The 20,245-nt window shown below is 71.6% G+C and carries 20 protein-coding genes, 1 tRNA gene and 1 pseudogene; 12 read left to right on the top strand and 10 right to left on the bottom strand.

Features of this window, described 5'->3' with window-relative positions:
- Positions 1-46: 46 nt before the first annotated feature.
- A tRNA-Leu gene (locus AC1DP1_RS01205) sits at positions 47-128 on the bottom strand.
- 106 nt (positions 129-234) lie between these two features.
- On the bottom strand, positions 235-708 hold the full coding sequence (gene bcp / locus AC1DP1_RS01200; protein ID WP_477505286.1) for a thioredoxin-dependent thiol peroxidase: 474 nt from the start codon (positions 706-708) through the stop codon (positions 235-237).
- A 150-nt stretch (positions 709-858) separates the two neighbouring features.
- Between bcp and AC1DP1_RS01195 the strand changes: the two genes are divergently transcribed.
- From AC1DP1_RS01195 to AC1DP1_RS01160, 8 genes are all read left to right on the top strand, one after another.
- The gene (locus AC1DP1_RS01195) at positions 859-1,548 is read left to right on the top strand and encodes an energy-coupling factor ABC transporter permease (protein ID WP_477505285.1); all 690 of its coding nucleotides are present in this window, start codon (positions 859-861) and stop codon (positions 1,546-1,548) included.
- A 62-nt stretch (positions 1,549-1,610) separates the two neighbouring features.
- Positions 1,611-1,973, top strand: a complete 363-nt coding sequence (locus AC1DP1_RS01190; RefSeq protein ID WP_477505284.1) for a PDGLE domain-containing protein — start codon at positions 1,611-1,613, stop codon at positions 1,971-1,973.
- Entirely contained in the window at positions 1,973-2,656 is a 684-nt protein-coding gene (gene cbiQ, locus AC1DP1_RS01185) for a cobalt ECF transporter T component CbiQ (RefSeq protein ID WP_477505283.1), read from the top strand. Before AC1DP1_RS01190 ends, cbiQ begins: the two co-directional genes overlap by 1 nt.
- Positions 2,657-2,717: 61 nt before the next feature.
- Positions 2,718-3,473, top strand: coding sequence for an energy-coupling factor ABC transporter ATP-binding protein (locus AC1DP1_RS01180; RefSeq protein WP_477505282.1), 756 nt, complete (start codon positions 2,718-2,720; stop codon positions 3,471-3,473).
- Positions 3,470-3,718, top strand: coding sequence for a DUF3618 domain-containing protein (locus AC1DP1_RS01175; RefSeq protein WP_457190557.1), 249 nt, complete (start codon positions 3,470-3,472; stop codon positions 3,716-3,718). The genes AC1DP1_RS01180 and AC1DP1_RS01175 overlap by 4 nt, the downstream gene beginning before the upstream one ends.
- 59 nt (positions 3,719-3,777) lie before the next feature.
- Positions 3,778-4,077, top strand: coding sequence for a GroES family chaperonin (locus AC1DP1_RS01170; protein ID WP_300048541.1), 300 nt, complete (start codon positions 3,778-3,780; stop codon positions 4,075-4,077).
- Between the two features lie 21 nt (positions 4,078-4,098).
- A complete protein-coding gene (locus tag AC1DP1_RS01165; protein WP_477505281.1) occupies positions 4,099-6,081 on the top strand; it encodes an NAD(P)-binding domain-containing protein in 1,983 nt (660 codons plus the stop codon).
- 89 nt (positions 6,082-6,170) lie between these two features.
- The gene (locus tag AC1DP1_RS01160) at positions 6,171-6,314 is read left to right on the top strand and encodes a GPGG-motif small membrane protein (protein WP_172261506.1); all 144 of its coding nucleotides are present in this window, start codon (positions 6,171-6,173) and stop codon (positions 6,312-6,314) included.
- Positions 6,315-6,398: 84 nt separating this feature from the next.
- On the opposite strand, the gene AC1DP1_RS01155 is transcribed toward AC1DP1_RS01160, so the two are convergent.
- Positions 6,399-9,125: a helix-turn-helix transcriptional regulator gene (locus AC1DP1_RS01155; protein WP_477505280.1), complete on the bottom strand. Its 2,727-nt coding sequence runs from the start codon at positions 9,123-9,125 to the stop codon at positions 6,399-6,401.
- Here AC1DP1_RS01155 and AC1DP1_RS01150 point away from each other — a divergent pair.
- Positions 9,058-10,575: pseudogene (locus tag AC1DP1_RS01150) on the top strand (MFS transporter); the annotation flags it as partial. The gene AC1DP1_RS01155 and the pseudogene AC1DP1_RS01150 sit on opposite strands and share 68 nt — an antisense overlap.
- A gap of 53 nt (positions 10,576-10,628) precedes the next feature.
- On the opposite strand, the gene AC1DP1_RS01145 reads toward AC1DP1_RS01150, so the two are convergent.
- A complete protein-coding gene (locus AC1DP1_RS01145) occupies positions 10,629-12,086 on the bottom strand; it encodes a cytochrome b (RefSeq protein WP_477505279.1) in 1,458 nt (485 codons plus the stop codon).
- Positions 12,087-12,209: 123 nt separating this feature from the next.
- Here AC1DP1_RS01145 and AC1DP1_RS01140 point away from each other — a divergent pair, with 123 nt between their 5' ends.
- The 3 genes from AC1DP1_RS01140 to AC1DP1_RS01130 are packed head-to-tail and all read left to right on the top strand — an operon-like array spanning position 12,210 to position 14,922.
- Positions 12,210-13,406, top strand: coding sequence for a low temperature requirement protein A (locus AC1DP1_RS01140; protein ID WP_477505278.1), 1,197 nt, complete (start codon positions 12,210-12,212; stop codon positions 13,404-13,406).
- A gap of 48 nt (positions 13,407-13,454) precedes the next feature.
- Positions 13,455-14,201, top strand: coding sequence for an SDR family oxidoreductase (locus AC1DP1_RS01135; RefSeq protein ID WP_477505277.1), 747 nt, complete (start codon positions 13,455-13,457; stop codon positions 14,199-14,201).
- 40 nt (positions 14,202-14,241) lie between these two features.
- A complete protein-coding gene (locus tag AC1DP1_RS01130; protein ID WP_477505276.1) occupies positions 14,242-14,922 on the top strand; it encodes a succinate dehydrogenase cytochrome b subunit in 681 nt (226 codons plus the stop codon).
- A gap of 45 nt (positions 14,923-14,967) precedes the next feature.
- Here AC1DP1_RS01130 and AC1DP1_RS01125 read toward each other — a convergent pair whose 3' ends face one another.
- The 6 genes from AC1DP1_RS01125 to AC1DP1_RS01100 form a co-directional block, all read right to left on the bottom strand.
- Positions 14,968-15,306: a hypothetical protein gene (locus AC1DP1_RS01125; RefSeq protein WP_477505275.1), complete on the bottom strand. Its 339-nt coding sequence runs from the start codon at positions 15,304-15,306 to the stop codon at positions 14,968-14,970.
- Positions 15,307-15,360: 54 nt separating this feature from the next.
- Positions 15,361-15,834, bottom strand: coding sequence for a carboxymuconolactone decarboxylase family protein (locus tag AC1DP1_RS01120; RefSeq protein WP_477505274.1), 474 nt, complete (start codon positions 15,832-15,834; stop codon positions 15,361-15,363).
- 193 nt (positions 15,835-16,027) lie between these two features.
- Complete coding sequence (locus AC1DP1_RS01115) at positions 16,028-17,500, bottom strand: NAD(P)/FAD-dependent oxidoreductase (protein WP_477505273.1); 1,473 nt, start codon at positions 17,498-17,500, stop codon at positions 16,028-16,030.
- Positions 17,501-17,510: 10 nt separating this feature from the next.
- A complete protein-coding gene (locus AC1DP1_RS01110; RefSeq protein WP_477505272.1) occupies positions 17,511-18,434 on the bottom strand; it encodes an alpha/beta fold hydrolase in 924 nt (307 codons plus the stop codon).
- A gap of 26 nt (positions 18,435-18,460) precedes the next feature.
- Positions 18,461-19,195, bottom strand: coding sequence for an alpha/beta fold hydrolase (locus AC1DP1_RS01105; protein ID WP_477505271.1), 735 nt, complete (start codon positions 19,193-19,195; stop codon positions 18,461-18,463).
- 85 nt (positions 19,196-19,280) lie between these two features.
- The gene (locus AC1DP1_RS01100; RefSeq protein ID WP_477505270.1) at positions 19,281-20,231 is read right to left on the bottom strand and encodes an alpha/beta hydrolase; all 951 of its coding nucleotides are present in this window, start codon (positions 20,229-20,231) and stop codon (positions 19,281-19,283) included.
- Positions 20,232-20,245 lie beyond the last annotated feature (14 nt).

Raw genomic sequence — 20,245 nt, 5'->3', positions numbered from 1 at the left:
AGGTCGACGTCCGCTCGTACGTGATGCGAGTGGACTTTCACGTGGGTGCCGAAGGCGGGAGTCGAACCCGCACGCCCTAGAGCACACGGACCTAAACCGTGCGTGTCTGCCAGTTCCACCACTCCGGCTTGCGGATCAAGGTTAGACGGATGGGTTTCGACGCGCTCGTGCGACCTCGTTCCTCGGTCGCGTCGCTTGCTCAACCTGGCTGGGCCCACCCGCCGCGTTCGTCCCTCACGCGTCGATGCCCAGCTCACGCCGCAGCTTGGCGACGTGGCCGGTGGCCTTGACGTTGTACTGGGCGAGCTCGACCTTGCCCTCCTCGTCGACCACGAAGGTCGAGCGGATCACGCCCTCGACCTCCTTGCCGTAGAGCTTCTTCGTGCCGTAGGCGCCGTACGCCTGGTGCACCGCCAGGTCCTCGTCGGAGAGCAGGGTGAGGGTGAGCGCGTCGCGCTCGCGGAACTTGGCGAGCTTGGCCGGCTTGTCCTTGGAGACGCCGAGCACCTCGTAGCCCGCGCCGCGCAGCGAGTCGAGCGACTCGGAGAAGTCGCAGGCCTGCTTGGTGCAGCCGGGGGTCATCGCGGCCGGGTAGAAGTAGAGGATCACCTTCTTGCCGCGCAGGTCCGACAACGAGACCTGCTCCTCGGTGTCGTTGGTCAGGGTGAAGTCGGGGGCGGTGTCGCCGGCGGCGAGGCGGTCGGGCATGGGGACTCCTGTGCGCGGTCGGTCCGGAGGGCGGTCCGGTTGGTTGTTGCAAGACGATTGCAATAAGGTCGAGGCGTGCCGGCCCGGTATCGGGGGATCCGAGCCGGCCACCAGACATCCAACCAGCCCCGCCCGAGCAGGAGCGACCACGTGCACGTGCCCGACGGATTCCTCGACGCCCCGACCTCGGTGGCGACGGGGGCGGTGGCAGTGGTCGCGGTCGCGTGCTCGTTGCGCGGCGCGCGACGCGAGCTCGACGACCGTACGGCGCCCGCGGCGGGGCTGGTCGCGACCTTCGTCTTCGCCGCCCAGATGATCAACTTCCCCGTGGGCGCGGGCACCAGCGGGCACCTGATGGGCGGCGCGCTCGCCGCCGTCCTCGTCGGACCGTGGACCGCGGTGCTGTGCCTGTCGGTGGTGCTCGTCGTGCAGGCCCTGCTGATGGCCGACGGCGGCATCACCGCGCTCGGCACCAACATCACCCTGATCGGCATCGTGACCGTCGTCGTCGGCTACGGGGTCTTCGTCGTCCTGCGCCGGGTGCTGCCCAAGCGGCTCGGCATGGTGGCGCCGGCAGCCGCGGTCGGCGCCCTGGTCAGCGTCCCCGCCGCGGCGCTGGTCTTCACCCTGCTCTTCGCCGTCGGCGGCAACGTCCCCGTCGACCTGGGCGCCGTCATGACCGCGATGCTCGGCTGGCACACCGTGATCGGCGTCGGCGAGGCGGTCGTGACCGGCCTGGTCGTCGCGAGCGTCGTGGCCGCGCGCCCCGACCTGGTCCACGGCGCCCGTCCGCTCCTGGTCGAGCGCGAGCTCGAGCTCCGCACGGGGGTCGCGCGATGAGCACCCCACGACCTTCTTCTCCTCCGCTTCGCTCCTCCGAACAACGCCGTGGGGACCCCGTGATGAGCACCCGCCGCTTCTTCGCCGTCGCCCTGGTCGTGAGCCTGCTCGTCGCCGGCGTCGCGAGCTACTACGCCAGCTCGCACCCCGACGGCCTCGAGTACGTCGCCGAGCAGACCGGCTTCATCGACTCCGCCGAGGACTCGGCCACCGTCGACAGCCCGCTGGCCGACTACCAGACGTCCGGCGTCGACGACGCCCGCATCAGCGGCGGCCTCGCCGGGGTGATCGGCGTGGTCGTGATGCTCCTGCTCAGCACCGGCCTGTTCTGGCTCGTACGACGCCGCGGGACCGACGACGCCGGCTCCGGTGACGTCGACTCGGACGACGCCCGCCCCGAGCGCGCCCACCAGTCGGAGGCCTGATGGGCGCCGGGCACGGGCACCGGCTCCACTTCCACGGCCACAGCCCGGTGCACCGCGCGCCCGCGCACCTCAAGGTCCTCGCCCTGCTCGGGTTCATGCTGGTGGTCGTCGCGACCCCGCGGCAGGCGTACCCCGTCTTCGCGCTCTGGGCCGCCGTCCTGCTGGGCGTCGTCGCGCTGTCCCGCGTGCCGCTGCGCTACCTGCTGCCGCGGATGGTCGTGGAGGTGCCGTTCGTCGTCTTCGCGGTGCTGATGCCGTTCATCGCCCACGGACCGCAGATCGAGGTGCTGGGCGTGAGCGTCTCCGAGCCCGGCCTCGTGGCCGGTGTCGCGCTGCTCATCAAGGGCACGATCGGCGTCCTCGCCTCGCTCACCCTCGCCGCCACCACCGAGCCGCAGGACCTGATCCGCGGGCTGCAACGGCTGCGGACTCCCGACCTGGTCGTGCAGATCATGGGCTTCATGATCCGCTACCTCGACGTGGTCACCGCGGAGCTGGGCCGCATGATGACCGCGCTCCGCTCGCGCGGCTGCGACCCGCGTTCGCCGCGGCACTGGCCCGTGCTGGCCCGCTCGCTGGGCGCCCTTTTCATCCGGTCCTACGAGCGCGGCGAGCGGGTCCACCTCGCCATGCTGTCGCGGGGGTACGACGGCCGCCTGCCGCAGTCGGGGGAGGTGCGATGAGAACCCCACGACCTTCTCCTCCTCCGCTTCGCTCCTCCGGACAACGCCGCGGGGACCCCCGATGACCACCCCTGTGCTCGACGTGCGCGGGCTCGCGTTCGCCTACCCCGACGGCCACCAGGCGCTGTTCGGGGTCGACCTCCACGTCCACCGCGGCGAGCGGGTCGCGCTGCTCGGGCCCAACGGTGCCGGCAAGACGACCCTCGTCCTCCACCTCAACGGCATCCTCGCCGCGGGGCGTGGTTCCGTCACGGTCAGCGGCCTCCCGGTCGCCAAGGAGCACCTGAAGGAGATCCGTCGTCRTGTCGGGATCGTCTTCCAGGACCCCGACGACCAGCTCTTCCTCGGCACGGTTCGCCAGGACGTCGCCTTCGGTCCCGCCAACCTCGGTCTCAAGGGCGCTGCGCTCGACCGCCGGGTGATGGACGCGCTCGACCGGGTCGGGATGGCCGACTTCGTCGACCGGCCGCCGCACCACCTGTCCTACGGCCAGCGCCGCCGGGTGGCGGTCGCCACCGTGCTGGCGATGGAGCCGGAGATCCTGGTGCTCGACGAGCCGTCGTCCAACCTCGACCCCGCCTCGCGCCGCGAGCTCGCCGACATCCTGCGCAGCCTCGACGTGACGGTGCTGATGGTCACCCACGACCTGCCCTACGCGCTGGAGCTGTGCCCGCGCAGCGTCGTGCTGAGCGAGGGGGTCGTGGTCGCAGACCGGCCGACCTTCGACGTCCTCACCGACGACGAGCTGATGTCTGCCCACAGGCTCGAGCTGCCGTGGGGTTTCGACCCGCGGCGCATTGATAGCCTTCCCCGGTGACCCAGGACATGAGCGCGCTCGAGCGCGAGATCGAGGCGACCCGCGAGCGGCTCGCCTCGACGATCGACCAGCTCGCCTACCGCGCCCACCCCAAGACGATCGTCGGCCGGCAGGTGACGACGGTGAAGTCCCACTTCGTCGAGCTCGACACCGGCGCGCCCCGCACCGACAACATCCTCAAGGCGGCCGGTGCCGTCGTCGGGGTCATCGTCCTGTTCGCCCTCGTCCGCAAGGTCGCGAGCTGACCGTGTCCTCCAGCAGCAGGGCGACCGGGGGCACTGACCCCGGGGCCGCCCCGATCAAGATGCTGCACGACCGCGTGCTCGTCGAGGTCGACCAGGAGGCCGGTGAGCGTCGTTCCAGCGGGGGCATCGTCATCCCCGCCACCGCGGCGATGGGCGCCCGCCGTCTGGCCTGGTCGCGGGTGATCGCGGTCGGCCCGCACGCCCGTGCGGTCGAGGTGGGCGACCGGGTCCTCTTCGACCCCGAGGACAAGGCCGAGGTCGAGGTCCACGGCGAGGTCTACGTCGTCATGCGCGAGCGCGACGTGCACGCGGTCGCCGCGGAGCGGCTCGAGGGTGGCTCCACCGGTCTTTACCTCTGACGCCAGCCCTAGGCTCTGGCCATGGCCTACCTCGTCAAGCAGTCCCACCGCGCGCCGGCGGTGACCTCACCGGTTCCCGTCGACGAGTCGCTGCCGCTCGCGTGCGTGATCGGCGCCGGGTCCGGGGGCATCGCGGCGGCCAAGCAGCTCTACCTGGCCGGGATCCCGTTCGACTGCTTCGAGCAGGGCAGTGACATCGGCGGGACGTGGGTCCTCGACAACTCCAACGGCCAGTCGGCCTGCTACGACACCCTCGAGATCAACACGTCGTGCCCGCGGATGGCCTTCTCCGACTTCCCGATGCCGGCGGACTACCCGCCCTACGCGCGCCACGACCAGGTGCACGCCTACTTCGAGCAGTACGTCGACCACTTCGGCTTCCGGCACACGATCACCTTCGACACGTTGGTCGAGGACGTCTCCCGGTCGGCCGACGGCCGCTGGGACGTTCGCGTCACCGGGCCTGATGGCACCGAGACCCGCACCTACGACGCCGTGCTCGTCGCCAACGGCCACCACTGGGACCCGCGCTGGCCCGAGCCGGCCTACCCGGGCACCTTCGCCGGCGAGCAGATCCACGCCCACGACTACCGCTCCGGTGACCAGCTCGCCGGACGCGACGTCGTGGTGGTGGGTGCCGGCAACTCGGCGATGGACATCGCGGTCGAGTCCTCCTACGTGGCGCGTACGACGACGTGGTCGGTGCGCCGCACCGAGTGGGTGCTGCGCAAGTTCCTCCTCGGCAAGCCGAGCGACCAGGTCGCCCTGCCGGGATGGCTGCCGTGGTGGGTCACCGCCGCGCGGCTGCGCATCGGGGCGACGTACGCCGGCAGCATGACGAAGTACGGCCTGCCGGCGCCCGCCCACAGGCCCGGGCAGTCGCACCCCGTGCAGTCCGACAAGATCCGCGAGCGCCTCGACGCCGGTGCGGTGACGGCGCGGCAGGGCATCGAGCGGCTCGACGGCGACCGGGTCGTCTTCGTCGACGGCACCACGGCCCCGGCGGACCTCATCGTCTGGGCCACCGGCTACCACGTGACGTTCCCGTTCCTCGATCCCGACCTGGTGTCGGCGCACGACAACGAGCTGCCGCTGTGGAAGCGCACCGTCCATCCCGACCTCCCCGGCCTCTACTTCATCGGCCTCGTGCAGGCCATCGGTGCGGTGATGCCGATCTCCGAGGCGCAGTCGGCGTGGATCGCCGAGACGCTCGCCGGTCGCTACGTGCCACCCGCGGACGACGTCGTACGACGCCAGATGGAGGGTGAGCACCGGCGGGACAAGAAGCAGTTCTACGCCTCGCCGCGGCACACCATGGAGGTCGACTTCGACCACTACCTGTGGGACCTGGACCGCGAGCGCAAGGCCGGTCGGGAGCGCGCGGCGACGCGTGCGCCGTCGCTCGGGTCGGTGCCGGCCCCGGTGCCCGGCGGCGGGGGAGCGCGACGCTCGCTCGCCCGCCTCCTCCTCGGCGCGGCCCGCTGGAAGGCCGTCGGCGAGGTGCCGCAGCGCGGCGTCCTGGTCGGTGCACCCCACACCTCCAACTGGGACTGGGTGCTGACGATGCTCCTGGCGTGGCGCTACGGCATCACGATCCGGCTGCTGGTCAAGAAGGAGCTCTTCGTGGGACCGCTGGGCTGGCTGATGCGGCGCACGGGCGCCGTCGAGCTGGACCGCAAGAACCCCGCGGCGACGATCAAGGACCTGCTGGCCGAGGCCGAGGGCGGCGACTCCTGGCTGCTCGGGATCGCGGCGGAGGGCACGCGATCGCGCGGCGACTACTGGAAGTCCGGCTTCTACCGGATTGCCCGGCAGACCGGCCTCCCGATCACGCTGGCCTTCCTCGACGTGCCCTCGCGGACCGTCGGCTGGGGTCCGACGTTCCACCCGACGGGCGACGTGAGCGCCGACATGGACGTGCTGCGCGAGTTCTACGCCGACAAGACCGGCTTCAACCCCGACGGGTTCACGCCCCCGCGGCTCCGCGAGGAGGGCCGGGCCTGAGGCTCGGCGACACGCCCATCCGGGTGTGCAGCATTACCGTTGCGGAACCGTGAAGGCTAGGTTGAGGGTTCAACCGAAGGGAGCATGAAATGGCACTTTTGCTGTGGATCCTCGCCGTCATCCTCGTGGTGTCCGGCATCGTCTCGTTGATCAGGGGTCAGATGCTCTGGGGCATCGTTCTCATCATCGTCGGGCTGCTCGTCGGCCCCGGCGGAGTCAGCCTGTTCACGTAGCAAACCCTTGCGGGAGAACGACGAAGGGCCGGTCCTCTGGACCGGCCCTTCGCTCATGTGCGCCCGGACGAGGGATGCCTACTTCTACGAGAGGGCGTCGCGCAGGTGCCGGCGCGAGGTGACGCCGAGCTTGGCGTACACCTTGCGGAGGTGCCACTCGACGGTGTGCGGGCTCAGGAAGAGCCGCGAACCGATCTCGGGATTGGTCAGGCCGTCGCGCGCGAGCTTCGCGATCCGTGCCTCCTGGGCCGTCAGCGACTCGGTCGGAGCGACCCCTTGCTGCCGCACGGCCTCACCGGTGGCCAGCAGCTCTCGTCGGGCGCGGTCGGCGAAGGCGGCAGCACCGATCGTCACAAAGGTCTCGTGGGCAGCCCGCAGCTGCTCGCGCGCCCTCGTCCGCTGGTTCGTGCGGCGCAGCCACTCGCCGTGGAGGAGCTGCGCGCGGGCTCGGTGGGGCGCCAGGCCCGCAGCGGTCAGGCGGGCGACGGCCTCCTCGTAGAGGGGTGCGGCAGCGTCGTCGTCCGCCACCAGCGCACGCGACCGCGCCTCGAGGCCGAGGGCCCAGTCGGTGCCGCTGGCCCGCATCCGTTCCGTCAGGCGCTCCAGTGCCGCGGCGGCCGCCTCGGGGTGGTGGCTGCGGACGGCCGCCTCCACCATCTCCACCAGTGAGATCGCGAAGAGCGAGACGTCGTCGTGGTCACAGGCTCGTGAAGCCGACGCGAACGCGTCGTCGTACCGGCCGAGCGCGTTGAGCAGCACGGCGTGGGCGCAGTCGATCATGCTCAGCGCGGTGTCCTGACCACGGTCTGCGGCGTTCGTCCTGATGCTCTCGACCTGCGCGAGCGCGTCGGCCTCGCTCCCGCGGTAGGCGGCAAGCATCGGAAGCGTTGCGATCAGGGGCGCTGCATCGGTGGCGGCCGTGATGGCGGACGACTCCTCCATCAGCATCGCGGCGGTGTCGTACTCGCCGGCGTGCATGTGGACCCCGGCCAGGTAGCTGGCGGCGATGGGCAGCACGCTCAGGGCGCCGTCGGTGCGGGCCAGCCGGACGGCCCGGTGGGCCAACGTCGCCCAGGTGTCGTACTCGAACAGGTCGGCCGCGACCCGGCACGCCAGCCACAGCCAACGGTTGACCTCGGGGTCGTCCCCGCTGTCCTCGCGGAAGGCTGCCAGTGCCGCACGCAGGGAGGGCGCCGCGTCCCCCATGCCTTCGGTGACCCGCACGGCGAGGCCCACCAGGAGGAGGTCCTTCGGTGAGGGAGGCTGCGCGGCGGCGGCGGCGTCACGAGCGGCCGCGAGGACCTCGAACCCCCGGTCCAGCCTGCCGGCGAAGACCACGGCGCCGAGCGCCTCCAGCGTGCAGTCGCGTGCCTCGACGGGGCTGAGGGGCAGGAGCCGCTCGGCGGCCGCGAGCAGCAGCGGTGCCGCGTCGCTTCCCCGCCGCCGGGCGAACGTGATCTGCGCGTTGAGTCGCAGCTTGCGTGCCCGGTCCAGCTCCGTGAGATCACCGGGCTCCACCGCAGCAAGCACCGCGGTCGCAGCCTCCGGGTCCCCGGCGTCGAGCATCGCCTGCCCGGCGGCGAGGGCGCGGGGGCCGCGCTGCTCGGCGTCGGCGGTCAGCTCGGTGGCACGTCTCAGGAAGGCGGCTGCGGCGGCCGTCCCGCCGCGGGCGCGCGCCCGGTCGGCCGAGTGCTCGAGGTCGGAGGCCACGTCCTCGTCGGGCCCGACCGTGGCCTGTGCGCGGTGCCACGCTCGTCGGTCGGGGTCACTGACGGGGTCGGTCACCGCGGCGAGCGCCGCATGGGCCCGGCGTCGATCGGTGGACGAGGCGGTCGAGTAGATGGCGGAGCGCACGAGCGGGTGGCGGAACTGCACCCGGTGGCCCAGGGCGAGCAGGTCCGTCTCCTCGGCGGCTCGTGCTGCGTCCTCGGGGATCCCGAGGTGCTCGACCGCGCGGCCGAGCAACGCCACGTCACCGAGGGGGTCGGCCGCCGCCGTGAGCAGCATCAGCTGCGTGTCGCGGGGGAGGGCCTGCGTGCGCGTCGAGAAGTTGCGCTCCATCCTGAGCGCGATGGGGGCCGTGGTGGAGGGGCCGTAGCCCCCGGACGAGAGGTCGTGACGAGGGAGCTCGAGCAGTGCGAGCGGGTTGCCGCGTGCCTCGGCCAGGATGCGTTCGCGCACGTCGGGATCGATGCGGACGCGGATCGACGCGTCGAGCAGCGTGGCCGCCTCGTGGTCACGCAGGGGCCGCACGATCAGGTGGGGGAGGGCGGTGAAGGGATCGTCGTCGGGGGACTCACGCACCGCGAAGGCGACGGCGACCCGCTCCGCATGCAGTCGTCGCGCGACGAAAGCCATGGTCTGCGCGGAGACCCGGTCGAGCCACTGCGCGTCGTCGACGCAGCACAGCACGGGGGTGTGGGCCGCTGCGGCGGCGACGAGGTTGAGGACGGCGAGCCCCACCAGGAACCGGTCGGGTGGTCTCCCCGCCTGCAGCCCGAACGCGGTCCGCAGGGCATCGGCCTGGGGTGGTGGCAGCGCGTCGAGGCGGCCGAGCATGCTCGCGCAGAGCTGGTGCAGCCCCCCGAAGGCCATCTCGACCTCGGACTGGACACCTGCCACCCGCAGCACCTCGAAGCCGGTGGCCTGCTCCGCCACGTGGTCCAGGAGCACGCTCTTGCCGACGCCGGCCTCGCCCCGGAGGACGAGCACCGAGCTGCGCCCGGCGCGGGCTCCGTCGACCATGGCCTGCAGGGCACGACGCTCGGGCTCCCGCCCCACCACGGCGCGGCCGTCCACGGTGATCCCCACGTCCACCTCCCGGCCCCGGTCGAGGGCAGCTGGTGACGAGCACGGGGAAGCGCCGCGCCACCGGCGTCTGACAGGACCTCGCGCCGTTCCCCGTGGCGCTGAAGTTACACGGCCGCGACGACCGGTGGGGTCGTGGACGTCACACGTCGCTCGACCTGTCCGGTCGGTCAGGTCAGCAGCACGGGACCTGACGTGGAGGAGACGAGGGGTGATCGGGGAATCGGCGGACTCCGACGGACTCGTGCTGGCCTCCTGGCCCGGCCGCCTCGTCGTGGCGATCTGCGTCCTCAGCTCGTGCATGCTCGCCATCGACGGGACCGTCAGTCGACTCGCACTGCCCGCCATGGCGGACGACCTCGGCCTGGGATTCGCCTCGCTGCAGTGGGTCCTGGGTGCGTACGCCCTGGCCGTGGCCTCCGTCATCCTGCTCGGTGGTGCCCTGAGCGACCAGCTCGGACAGCGGCGGGTGCTGCTCAGCGGCGTGACGCTCTTCTCGCTCGCATCCCTGGGGTGCGCCGCAGCGCCGAGCGTGGGCTGGCTCCTCGCCGCACGTGCCCTGGAGGGAGTGGGCGCGGCGTTGATCGCACCTGTCAGCCTCGCGATCCTCGAGTCGGCCATTCGCTCGTCGGACCGCTCCCGCGCCATCGGCGTGTGGGCAGCGCTCTCCGGCGTGGTCGGTGCAGCCGCGCCGTTCCTCGGTGGCTGGCTCCTGGAGACGACGACGTGGCGCTGGGTCTACGTCCTCGGCCCGGTCGCCGGAGCGACCGTGGCGGCTCTCGCCCGGAGGGGCCTTCCCGTGCGTGCCGCGGCTCGTGCTGACCGGCGCATCGACCTCGGCGGTGCAGTCCTCTGTCTCGGTGCGCTCGGAGCGCTGTACCTCGGACTCACGTCGGCGGCCCACCACAGCGTCCTGACCTGGAACGTCGGTGGATCACTCGCAGCCGCTGCGACGGCGCTGCTGGGGTTCGTGCTCTGGGAGGGCCGGACCGCGAGTCCCATGCTGCCGCTGTCGACGTTCGCCAGCGACTCGTTCCGAGCCTCGAACGCCGTGACGTTCTTCGCCTACATCGCCATCAACGGGTTCCTGTTCCTGGTCGTCGTCGAGCTCCAGGTCGCCGTGTCGCTCGGTCCACTCGCCGCCGGCGCCGCACTCATCCCCATCACCGTCATGTCGGTGCTCCTGTCGACTCGTGTCGCGCGGATGACGGAGCGCACCGGCGTGCGCCCGCCGATCGCAGCGGGGCTGGCCGTGTGCACCGCCGGGTGCCTGTTGGCGGCGCGTTTCGACGAGCACACCAGCTACGTGCTCGGCGTCCTGCCCGCCACGACCGTCTTCGGTCTGGGACTTGCCCTGCTCGTCGGTCCGCTGACCTCGGTCGCCCTCGGGTCGCTGGGCGTGCAGCATGCCGGCCTCGCGTCGGGGATCAACAACGCGGTGGCACGTGTCGCGGGGTTGCTGGCGTTCTCGGCCCTCCCCCTCCTCGCCGGCATCGACGGTGACGCCTACGGCGACCCGTCCGCCTTCCTCGACGGCTTTCGCGCCGCGATGTGGATCGGCGCAGCGTGCCTGGCCCTGGGCAGCCTGACCACGCTGCTGACCGTCGAGGGAAGCCGCCGCGTCCTCGCCGGGGGCAGGTGCCGCTCGGAATAGTCCCCGGTCGTCGAGCGGACGATGATGCCGGTCTCGAGGCCCTGGGTGCGGACGTCCCGTTCCCGCTCGAGCAGTCCTCGGCAGACCCATCGGGTCACCACGAAGGCGAGCGGCGGCCCGACGACGACACTGGTCCGCAGGGCGTAGACCTGGAGCTCGAAGGCGAGGTGAAGCTGGGTGGTGACGATGTCCGTGGCGCCGGCCGCCCACAGCGATCCGTAGAAGGTCAGCCCCGCCACACCGAGTGCCGTCCGGTTCGGCGCGTCCCGAGGTCGGTCGAGCACGTGGTGGTCGCGCCGGTCCTTGGTCGTCCACTCCTCCAGGTAGGGGTAGAGGACGACGACGGTGAGGAAGCCCGCGACGAGGACCTGCGGGAGGAGCACGGCCAGCGGCCAGGTGCCGCCCACCGTGACCTCCCACCCCGGCGGGACGAGCCGCAGCGCGCCGTCCAGGAAGCTCGTGTACCAGTCAGGCTGGCTTCCCGCCGACGCCGAGGTGGCGGACGAGGGGCCGTAGAGCCACACCGGGGCGATCGCCACCGTCCCGCCGATGCCGACGAGGAGCCCGGTCGCGACGAGGAACATGCCGACCTGACGGGCGAGCAGTGACGCGCGGGGAAGGCCGACCAGGTTCGCCTCGGACCTCCCCGGACCGGGGAGCTGTGCGGGCAGGTTCCGACGGGTGACGACCATGCGAGCGAGGATCACCACCGCGAGGGCGACGGGCACGACCACGACGTGGACCCAGTAGAGACGGGTGACCACGACGCCCGGGAACGCGTCACCGAACAGCGCCGCGGTCAGCCACGGACCGACGTACGGGATGCCGACGGTGATCCCCTCGACGATGCGGAGACCGGTGCCGGCCAGGCTGTCGTCAGGAAGTCCGTAGCCGCTCCAACCGCCTCCCAGGGTGAGGAGGAAGACCAGGCACAGGAGCACCCAGGCGGACCTGCGGGGTCGGCGGAAGCCTCCGGTGAAGAAGGCAGCAAGCATCTGCAGCGTCAGCGATGCCGGCAGGATCAGCGCCGCCCAGTGGTGGGTCTGGCGGACCACGAGCCCGCCTCGCACCTCCAGCGACAGGTGCAGCACCGAGTAGTAGGCCCGCGACATCTCCACGCCGCGCAGTGGCGCGTACGTGCCGGCGTACACCAGACGCTCGGCGGAGGGCTGGTAGGAGAACAGCAACGCGGCGCCCGTGACGGCGAGGACCGCGAAGCAGGCTGCTGAGACCGCTCCCAGCAGCATGGTCCAGTGCACGGGTGCGACTCGATGGCGCACCTCCTCCGTCCGGGCTCGCGCTGCTCGCATGTCCACGCTCCTCTCGTCCTTGGGTCGACAAGGGGGACACCGCACCCGTGACACGCGTGCTCACCGGCGCCCACGCGGCACCGGCCGTTGTCACGACGGGCGCCTCGGCGCGGTCGTGCCTGCATGTACGAGTCCGCCCTGCGCCCGGACAAGCCCGTGCGCCTCCACCGACCGATGGAGGCTCGCGACGTCGACGAGCGGAGCCGTACGGCCACGCCGCTGGAGCTCCTGTTCGACCTCACGTTCGTCGTCGCCGTCGCCCAGGCCGCCGCACGCCTGGCGGAGGACGTCGCCGCCGGACACGTCCTGCACGGGGCAGGCGCGTTCCTGATGGTGTTCTTCGCCATCTGGTGGGCCTGGATGAACTTCACCTGGTTCGCGTCCGCCTACGACGCCGACGACGTCCCCTACCGGATCGCCACCTTCATGCAGATGGCTGGAGTACTGGTGCTGGCCGCCGGAGCCGGTCGTGCCTTCGAGTCGGGTGACTACGGGCCGGTCACGCTCGGGTACGCCATCATGCGGCTCGGCCTGGTGAGCCTCTGGGTGCGGGCCGCCGTCCAGCATCCTCCCGGTCGTGCCACCGCCCTCCGCTACGCCGCGGGGATCACGGTGCTCCAGGCCCTGTGGGCGGGCCGCCTCGTCGTCGGCGCCGGCTACGGACTCGTCGGAGTGGGGTCCTTCGTGGCCCTGGCCGTGCTGGAGATGGCCGTACCGGCGTGGGCCGAACGCACGGGCGGCACGACGTGGCACCCGCACCACATCGCCGAGCGCTACGGCCTCTTCACGATCGTGCTGCTCGGGGAGAGCGTGCTGGCTGCGACGAACGCTGTGCAGGAGCTCGTCCAGGAGTCGGTCAGGGGTGAGCTCCTGGCCGTCTCGGGTGCGGGCCTGGTCATCATCGCCTGCCTCTGGTGGCTGTACTTCAGCGACTCGGCGGGCGAGGCGCTGGAGCTGCGACGTCAGTGGTCCTTCGCCTGGGGGTACGGACACTTCGGCATCTTCCTGGGCATCGCCGCAGTGGGTGCCGGGCTCGAGGTCAACGTCATGGCGACCGCGCACCACGACGACGCGGTCCACGTGCCGGCCGCGGTGGTCGCCGGCAGCGTGCTCCTCCCCATCGCCCTGGTCCTGGTCCTGCTCCACGTGCTCCGCATCCCCGAGGCCGGGTCGCTGACGAGCCACGGGGCCCTCGCGACGACACTCCTGGCGTTCGTCGGCCTGGGATGGGTGGCGATCGTCCTGGGCCCGGCCGCGGCGATGATCGGTGCAGCCCTGTCGCTGGTGCTCCTCGTCGCCCACGCCACCGCGAGGGCCTGACGTCCCCGGGGATTGTCACGAACCGGACGGCCACGCGGTCGAGGGATCATGAAGATCGTCGTTGCAGGCGGCACTGGCCGCATCGGTAGTCGGGTCGTCAGCTCCCTCGCAGACCACGGGTTCGACGTCGTCGTCGCGTCCCCGAGCCACGGTGTGGACGCGCTCACCGGGCGGGGGTTGGCCGAGGCCTTCGAGGGCGCCGACGTCGTCGTCGACACGGTCAACGTGCCGGCCTCGGTGTCGTACAGCCGCGCCTTCGACTTCCTCGAGACCTCCAGCCGCAACCTGCTCGACGCGGGCCACCGGGCTGGGGTGGAGCACCACGTCCTGCTGTCCATCGTGGGCGCAGACCGGATGACCAGCGAGTACTTCCGGGGCAAGGAGAGGCAGGAGCAGATGGTCCGGGCCCACGGCGTGCCCTACAGCGTCGTGCGGTCCACCACCTTCTACGAGGCACTCACCGGACCGACGGGTGACCAGCCGCTCTCCTCGTCGGTGCGCGTTCCCTTCGTGGAGATCCAGCCCGTCGCCGCCGCCGACCTCGCGCGCGTCCTCGCCCACGTCGTCGCGTCCGACCCCCAGGGAGGCAAGGTCGAGGTGGCTGGTCCGGAGCGGATGTTCTTCGACGAGTTCGTGACCGCCTTCATGCAGGCCCGGGGCGACCAGCGCCGCGTGGTGCGCGACGTGGCCGCCGAGTACCTGGGAACCCGTTTCGAGGCCGGCGACACCGCTCTGCTGCCCGACCTGCACGTGGGGGAGACACGACTGGACTCCTGGCTGGCCGGGGCGCGTTGATGCGGCCCGTGACGCGTGGCAGGTCGAGGACCGTGCCGCGGTGAGCTCGACGCGCGCTGTCACGTCAACCGTGGGCCTCAAGCTGCTGATGGCCGTGAGCGGGCTCGTCTTCATCGCCTTCGTCCTCGGCCACATGTACGGGAACCTGAAGGCGTTCAGCGGGCACGAGGCCTACAACGAGTACGCCGAGCACCTGCGGACGCTGGGGCAGCCGATCCTTCCCAGGTCGGGACTGCTGTGGGTCATGCGGGCGGGTCTCGTCGTCGCCCTCGGCGTCCACGTGACCTGCGCGGCGCTGCTGTGGAGGCGTGCTCGTCGGGCCCGTCCGGTCCGGTATGTGGTGCGTCCGGTGACCCACACCTCGCTCGCGTCGCGGAGCATGCGTCCCGGCGGGACAGCGTTGCTGCTGTTCCTGGTCTGGCACCTCGCCAACTTCACGATCGGCAAGGTCAACGTGACCGGCGGACCGGTCAACGACCCGTACGTGCTCGTCGTCGACACCTTCAGCGTCTGGTGGTCGACCACCCTCTACCTGGCGGCCATGGTGGCCCTCGGGCTCCACCTGTGGCACGGGACGTGGAGCGCCCTGCAGACCCTGGGCTGGACGAGCACGGAGCGACGTCGACGCGTCGCGCGCCTGGCGGCCTCGACGACCGCGGTCGTCGTCGCCGGCGGCTTCTCGCTGTCGCCGGTCTTCATCCTCGTCGGCGTGATCCGCTAGGTCGGCAGCGGCGGCCGCGGGCACGAAGCCGGAGCGCCACGAGCCTCACGTCTCGTCGTCCAGCTCCGCGGGCAGGTGGTCCATCGACGCCAGCTGCTCGTGCCAGTCCAGGAGCTCGTCCCGACTGATCGGGGCATGGCACGGAGGGACGTCGTCGGGCTCCAGCCCGGGCTCGCTGATCGTCAGGGGTCGGATCCCCACGAACAGCAGCAGCGTCAGCAGCTCGCCCACGACGGGCCGCACCGTGTGCGCGTCGCACGTCGGGCAGGCGAAGAGGAGCTCGGCAGCCGCGCGGGGCTCGACGTCCATCCGCAGCACGGCTGACGCCATGTCCACCGCGATCTCGTCCCAGCACGTACGGCACGTCATCAGGATCTCGATCATGAGGACTCCTCCGGTGTTCGCTGCCGGTCGCGGTGGTGCGAGCAGACGAGAGACTCAGTCGTCCTCGGCCGGGGGCGACTCCGGTGCGACGGGCCACTTGCTGGTCAGTGCCACCCGGTTCCAGGCGTTGATGCTGATGGCAGCCCAGGCGAGAGCGCTGTGCTGCTCGTCGGTCAGGACGGTCGCGACCTCGTCGTAGAGTGCGTCGGACATCGGACCGTCGCTGATCCGGGTCACCGACTCCGCGACGGCGAACGCCGCCTCCTCGACAGGGCTGAAGTACTGGCACTCGCGCCAGGTGGCGACGAGAGCGAGGCGCACCGGAGACTCTCCGAGCTTGAGCGCCTCGCGCGTGTGGAGGCGCAGGCAGGAGGCGCACCCGTTGACTTGCGACACCCGGACCTTGAGCAGCTCGAGCGTGAGGAGGTCGAGGCCGGCAGCCGAGGCCGCCGCATCGATCTGCGAGTTGAGCGCGCCCAGCGCATCGAGCGAAGCGGGGTCCTGAGCGGCGAGGTCGACGCGTGTCATGGCTTGCTGTCCTCCGAAGGTGGTGGGTCCGTTGCTACGTGCTGGTTCGACCGCGGGCCGAGCCGCCGTGTGACACCCGTGTCGACGTCCGACGCGCGGGCGATGCGGGTCTGTCACATCCGGCGCGGCCACCTTGTCGACCTGGCAACGCGGCGAAGGCCGAGTCGCCGGTAAGAACGAGACTGACCGGGTTTCACCGGGGCGGTGACAGCCGCCATGCCGGAAGCAGAGAGCGACTGGACCCGCTCGTCGCCTTCGCCGCGTTCCCTCGAGCAGCCCCTTCCGGGGCGGCCTCGGCGGCCTCCTCGGCCTCCGATGCGTTCCTCGCGTTCGTCGCGGCATGCCGGGGTGCCGGCTGCCACGGTTGCCCGGCGTTGCCGAACTCGAAGCGAGGGTGTTGCACGGACTCCAGGGACGCGATGTCCCGGCCGAGGACGGAGGCGGCCACCCACCCGCCCGTGACGCGCAGCTTCCGGTCCCACGTGGGGATCGCCAGCACGTGGTAGCCGCGGTGCATCAGCCATGCGGGGAGGCCCTTCACGACGACCGGTCCGGACTGGAACACACCGGACCCGAGCCCCAGCGTGGCCACCACTCCGAGGTTGCGGTGCCGGTAGGGCCGCGGCTGACGTCCCCGCAGCACGGCCACGACGTTCCTGGCGGCCCGCTTGCCCTGCCGGACAGCGTGCTGCGCGTTGGGGACGGTGTACGCGCCCGGGCCGGCGGCGAGGTCGGGCACCGCCGCGTCGTCGCCGGCCGCCCACGCATGCGGCACGGGCGACTCCGTCGTACCCACGCGGAGGTCGGGTCGGACCACGATGAGTCCGCGTGGGGTGAGGGGAAGATCCGTGTGGCTGGAGATGACGGGGTTGGCCGCGACTCCCGCGGTCCACACGATCAGGCCGGAGTCGATCTCGGGCCCGGTCGACAGGCGCACGACGCCGTCGACGGCCGACAGCACGGTGGCACGGAGATGGACCTGCGCGCCTCGTCGCCGCAGGAAGGCGACCACCCACTCGCTGGTCTTCCGGGACACCTCGGGAAGGATCCGGTCGCTCGCGTCGACGAGGTGGAACCCGAGCTCGCGGGGAGGGATGCCCAGTCGCTCGCACAGGGCGTGGGCGAGGCTGAGCAGCTCGCCGAACCCCTCCACCCCGGCGAACCCGGCACCGATGAAGGTGACGGTCAGCAGCCGGTCGCGCTCGGCGCCGGGCGGCAGCGAGGACGCCCGGTCGAAGGCGCCGAGGATGGAGTCGCGGACGGCAACGGCTTCCTCGATCCGTTTCAGGCCGATGGCCTCGTCCGGGATCCCGGGGATCGGGAAGACGCGGGTGACGGCACCCGCCGTGACGACGACCTCGTCATAGGTCAGCCGGAGCGCGGAGTGGTCGGCCAGGCGCACGTGCACGACACGGTCGGCGTGCTCGATGGCCGTCACGTGGCCGCTGACGATCCGCGTCCGCCTCAGGTTGCGCCGCAGGGAGACGACCGCGTGACGCGGTTCGATCGAGCCGGCGGCCACCTCCGGGAGGAAGGGCTGGTAGGTCATGTACGGCGTGTGGTCCACGACCGTGACCTGGGCCTCGCCGGGACGGAGACGCTTCTCCAGCTGCCACGCGGTGTAGAACCCCGCATAACCTCCGCCGACGACCACGATCTGCTTCATCACTGTCTCCCTAGGTCAGCTGGTGCGCCTCGCCGGTGCGCGCGAGGTCCTTCACGTCGAGAACGGCTCGGGCGAAGGCAGCAGGGGCCTCCTGGGGCAGGTTGTGCCCGGCCGACTCGACTCGTCGGTGGGACCGTGGCCCCCGGAAACGGTGCTCGTCCGGAAGGCCCTCTGTGGCGGGGAAGTTGCCATCGGCGAGGCCCTCCAATGTGACGGTGGGGACGTCGATCGACGGTGTCCGGGCCAGCTGCTGCTCGATGGCGTCGTACGCCACCGCGCCCGGCGCCTGGCCCAGCCGGTGCCGGTAGGAGTGGACGACGACGTCGACGTAGTCAGGGTTCGCGAACGCCGCGGCCGTGCGGTCGAGGGTGGCCTCGTTGAAGGCCCACGCGGGGGAGTTGCGTCGCCAGATGACGTCGGCGACCCCCTTGGGGTCAGCCGCGAGACCGGCGCGGCCGCGCTCGGTGAGGAAGTAGTAGAAGTACCAGAACCCTGCCTCGATCGCCGGCGGGAGCGGGCGCACGGCTGCACCCACGTCCTGGACCAGGTAGCCGTTGACGCTGACGAGCCCCGTGACCCGGTCCGGCCACAGAGCGGCTGTCACGCACGCGGCGCGTCCACCCCAGTCATAGCCGGCGAGGGTCGCGCGGGCGATGCCGAGTGCGTCGAGCAGGTCGACGACGTCAGCTCCCAGGGCCGCCTGCTGCCCGGACCGCATGGTGGCGGGGCGGAGGAAGCGCGTGGGACCGTGACCGCGCAGGTAGGGCACGATCACCCGGTGGCCGGCCGCCGCCAGGAGCGGGGCGACCTCGCCATAGCTGTGGACGTCGTACGGGAAGCCATGGAGGAGGACCACCGGGTCGCCGTCGGCGGGCCCGCTCTCGTGGTACGCGATGTCGAGCACGTCGGTCCGCGCGTGCCGGAGTGGCCCCATGCGTTGCGGGTGAGACGACGGGGTCGTCATGCAGCAGCCGTCGCGACGACGTCGGCGTGAGCCGTCGCGATGAGCTCCGCGACCACCTCGGGCCGCGAGACGCTGATCGCGTGCGACGCGCCCCCGACCTCGGTCGCGGTGCGCGCGCCGGCTCGCTCGGCCTGGAACCGCAGGGCGGCGGCGGGGATGTTGCGGTCCTCGTCCCCGAACACGAACCAGGACGGGAGCGTCTTCCACGCCGGGGACGACGTCGGCAGGCCCTCGGCGAGCGCGGCCTCGGTCACGGGCCGCTGCGTCGCCCCCATCTGGCCCGCCACGGGGGCCGGCACGTCGGCCGCGAACTGGGCTGCGAAGACATCTCGGCGGATCGCGAGCTCCGTGCCGCCGTTGGCCAGGGGATAGGCGTTGAGTGCCTCCCCGAGGGTGCTGCCCGGGAAGCTTCCGGAGAGCTGCAACGCGCTCTCGCCGGTGTCCGGGGCGAACGCAGCCACGTAGACCAGCCCGGTGACGGCCGGGTTGTCAGCGGCCGCCTGCGTGATGACCATGCCGCCGTACGAGTGCCCCACGAGCAGGACCGGGCCACCGATGCTCGCCACGACGTCGCGGACGTACTCCGCGTCCCCGCTCAGGCTTCGCAGCGGGTTGGCGACGGCCGTCGAGGTGATGTCGCGGTCGTGCAGGTCCTTGATGACGTCGTTCCAGCTGGCCGACTCGGCGAATGCGCCGTGCACGAGGACGACGGTGGGCGTGGTGTGGGACATGGGTGTTCTCCTTGTGATTGGGGTGAGTGTCTCGGGGTGTCAGGGGACGGCAGCCGGGCGTGACGCCGGGCGTTGCCGCGTCGGATCAGTGGGTCCCGAGCGCCTTGCGCAGGACGAGGACGGCCTGCTCGACGGCGGCGGTGGCCGCGGCTGACGGTCGGACGGGGTTGAGCATCATGAAGTCGTGGAGCGTGCCGTTGTAGCGCACGCTCGTGGTGCGCACGCCGGCCTCGGTCAGCCTGCGGCCGTAGGCCTCGCCCTCGTCCCGCAGCACGTCGTTCTCGTCGACCACGAGGAAGGTCTCGGGCAGGCCGGTGAGGTCGTCGAGCGTCGCGCGCAGCGGTGAGGCGGTGATCTCGGAGCGCTTCTCGAGGTCGGGGAGGTAGGCGTCCCAGAACCACGCCATCGACTTCGCGCGGAGGTGCGGGCCTTCCGCGAACTCCCGGTAGCTCTCGGTGTCCTGGGCGGCGTCCGTGACGGGGTAGTAGAGCGACTGGTGGCGGAAGGACACGTCGCCCCGCTGCTTGGCGAGGATGGCGGTCGCCGCGGCCATGTTGCCGCCGACCGAGTCACCGGCGATGGCGAGCCGGCTCGCGTCCAGCCCGACGGCGGTCCCCTGGGACCCGATCCACCGCGCGGTCGCGTAGACCTGCTCGATGGCGACGGGGTACCGCGCCTCCGGTGATCGGTCGTACTCCACGAAGACGACGGCTGCGTCGACGCCGACGGCGAGCTCCCGGACCAGCCGGTCGTGCGTCGCGGCGTTGCCCAGGACCCAGCCGCCGCCGTGGACGTAGAGGATCGTGGGAAGCGGCCCGGTCGAGCCGACGGGCTTCACGATGCGCACGCGGACGTCCCCGACGTCGGCCTTGACGGTGACCCACTCCTCGTCGACGTCGAGCTTCGGCGTCGGCAGTGCCTGGAGGTCGTCGAGGACCTTGCGGGCAGCCTCGGGAGTCAGGTCGTAGAAGTACGGCGGCTCGGCAGTGGCATCGGCGATCTGCTGGGCCTCGGGCTCGAGGAAGTGCTGTGGCATGGGGCGTCCTTGGT

The organism is Nocardioides sp. P4_G10, assembly GCF_056401175.1.
The sequence above is the reverse complement of the archived record's forward strand: the minus strand, read 5'-3'. Positions and strand labels throughout refer to the sequence as shown.

Excerpts from the sequence above, each read along its gene's own strand:
- bcp (WP_477505286.1), bottom strand. The coding sequence starts at position 708 with ATGCCCGACCGCCTCGCCGCCGGCGACACCGCCCCCGACTTCACCCTG.
- AC1DP1_RS01190 (WP_477505284.1), top strand. The coding sequence starts at position 1,611 with ATGAGCACCCGCCGCTTCTTCGCCGTCGCCCTGGTCGTGAGCCTGCTC.
- cbiQ (WP_477505283.1), top strand. The coding sequence starts at position 1,973 with ATGGGCGCCGGGCACGGGCACCGGCTCCACTTCCACGGCCACAGCCCG.
- AC1DP1_RS01170 (WP_300048541.1), top strand. The coding sequence starts at position 3,778 with ATGCTGCACGACCGCGTGCTCGTCGAGGTCGACCAGGAGGCCGGTGAG.
- AC1DP1_RS01165 (WP_477505281.1), top strand. The coding sequence starts at position 4,099 with ATGGCCTACCTCGTCAAGCAGTCCCACCGCGCGCCGGCGGTGACCTCA.
- AC1DP1_RS01160 (WP_172261506.1), top strand. The coding sequence starts at position 6,171 with ATGGCACTTTTGCTGTGGATCCTCGCCGTCATCCTCGTGGTGTCCGGC.
- AC1DP1_RS01145 (WP_477505279.1), bottom strand. The coding sequence starts at position 12,086 with ATGCGAGCAGCGCGAGCCCGGACGGAGGAGGTGCGCCATCGAGTCGCA.
- AC1DP1_RS01140 (WP_477505278.1), top strand. The coding sequence starts at position 12,210 with ATGTACGAGTCCGCCCTGCGCCCGGACAAGCCCGTGCGCCTCCACCGA.
- AC1DP1_RS01135 (WP_477505277.1), top strand. The coding sequence starts at position 13,455 with ATGAAGATCGTCGTTGCAGGCGGCACTGGCCGCATCGGTAGTCGGGTC.
- AC1DP1_RS01125 (WP_477505275.1), bottom strand. The coding sequence starts at position 15,306 with ATGATCGAGATCCTGATGACGTGCCGTACGTGCTGGGACGAGATCGCG.
- AC1DP1_RS01120 (WP_477505274.1), bottom strand. The coding sequence starts at position 15,834 with ATGACACGCGTCGACCTCGCCGCTCAGGACCCCGCTTCGCTCGATGCG.
- AC1DP1_RS01115 (WP_477505273.1), bottom strand. The coding sequence starts at position 17,500 with ATGAAGCAGATCGTGGTCGTCGGCGGAGGTTATGCGGGGTTCTACACC.
- AC1DP1_RS01110 (WP_477505272.1), bottom strand. The coding sequence starts at position 18,434 with ATGGGGCCACTCCGGCACGCGCGGACCGACGTGCTCGACATCGCGTAC.
- AC1DP1_RS01105 (WP_477505271.1), bottom strand. The coding sequence starts at position 19,195 with ATGTCCCACACCACGCCCACCGTCGTCCTCGTGCACGGCGCATTCGCC.
- AC1DP1_RS01100 (WP_477505270.1), bottom strand. The coding sequence starts at position 20,231 with ATGCCACAGCACTTCCTCGAGCCCGAGGCCCAGCAGATCGCCGATGCC.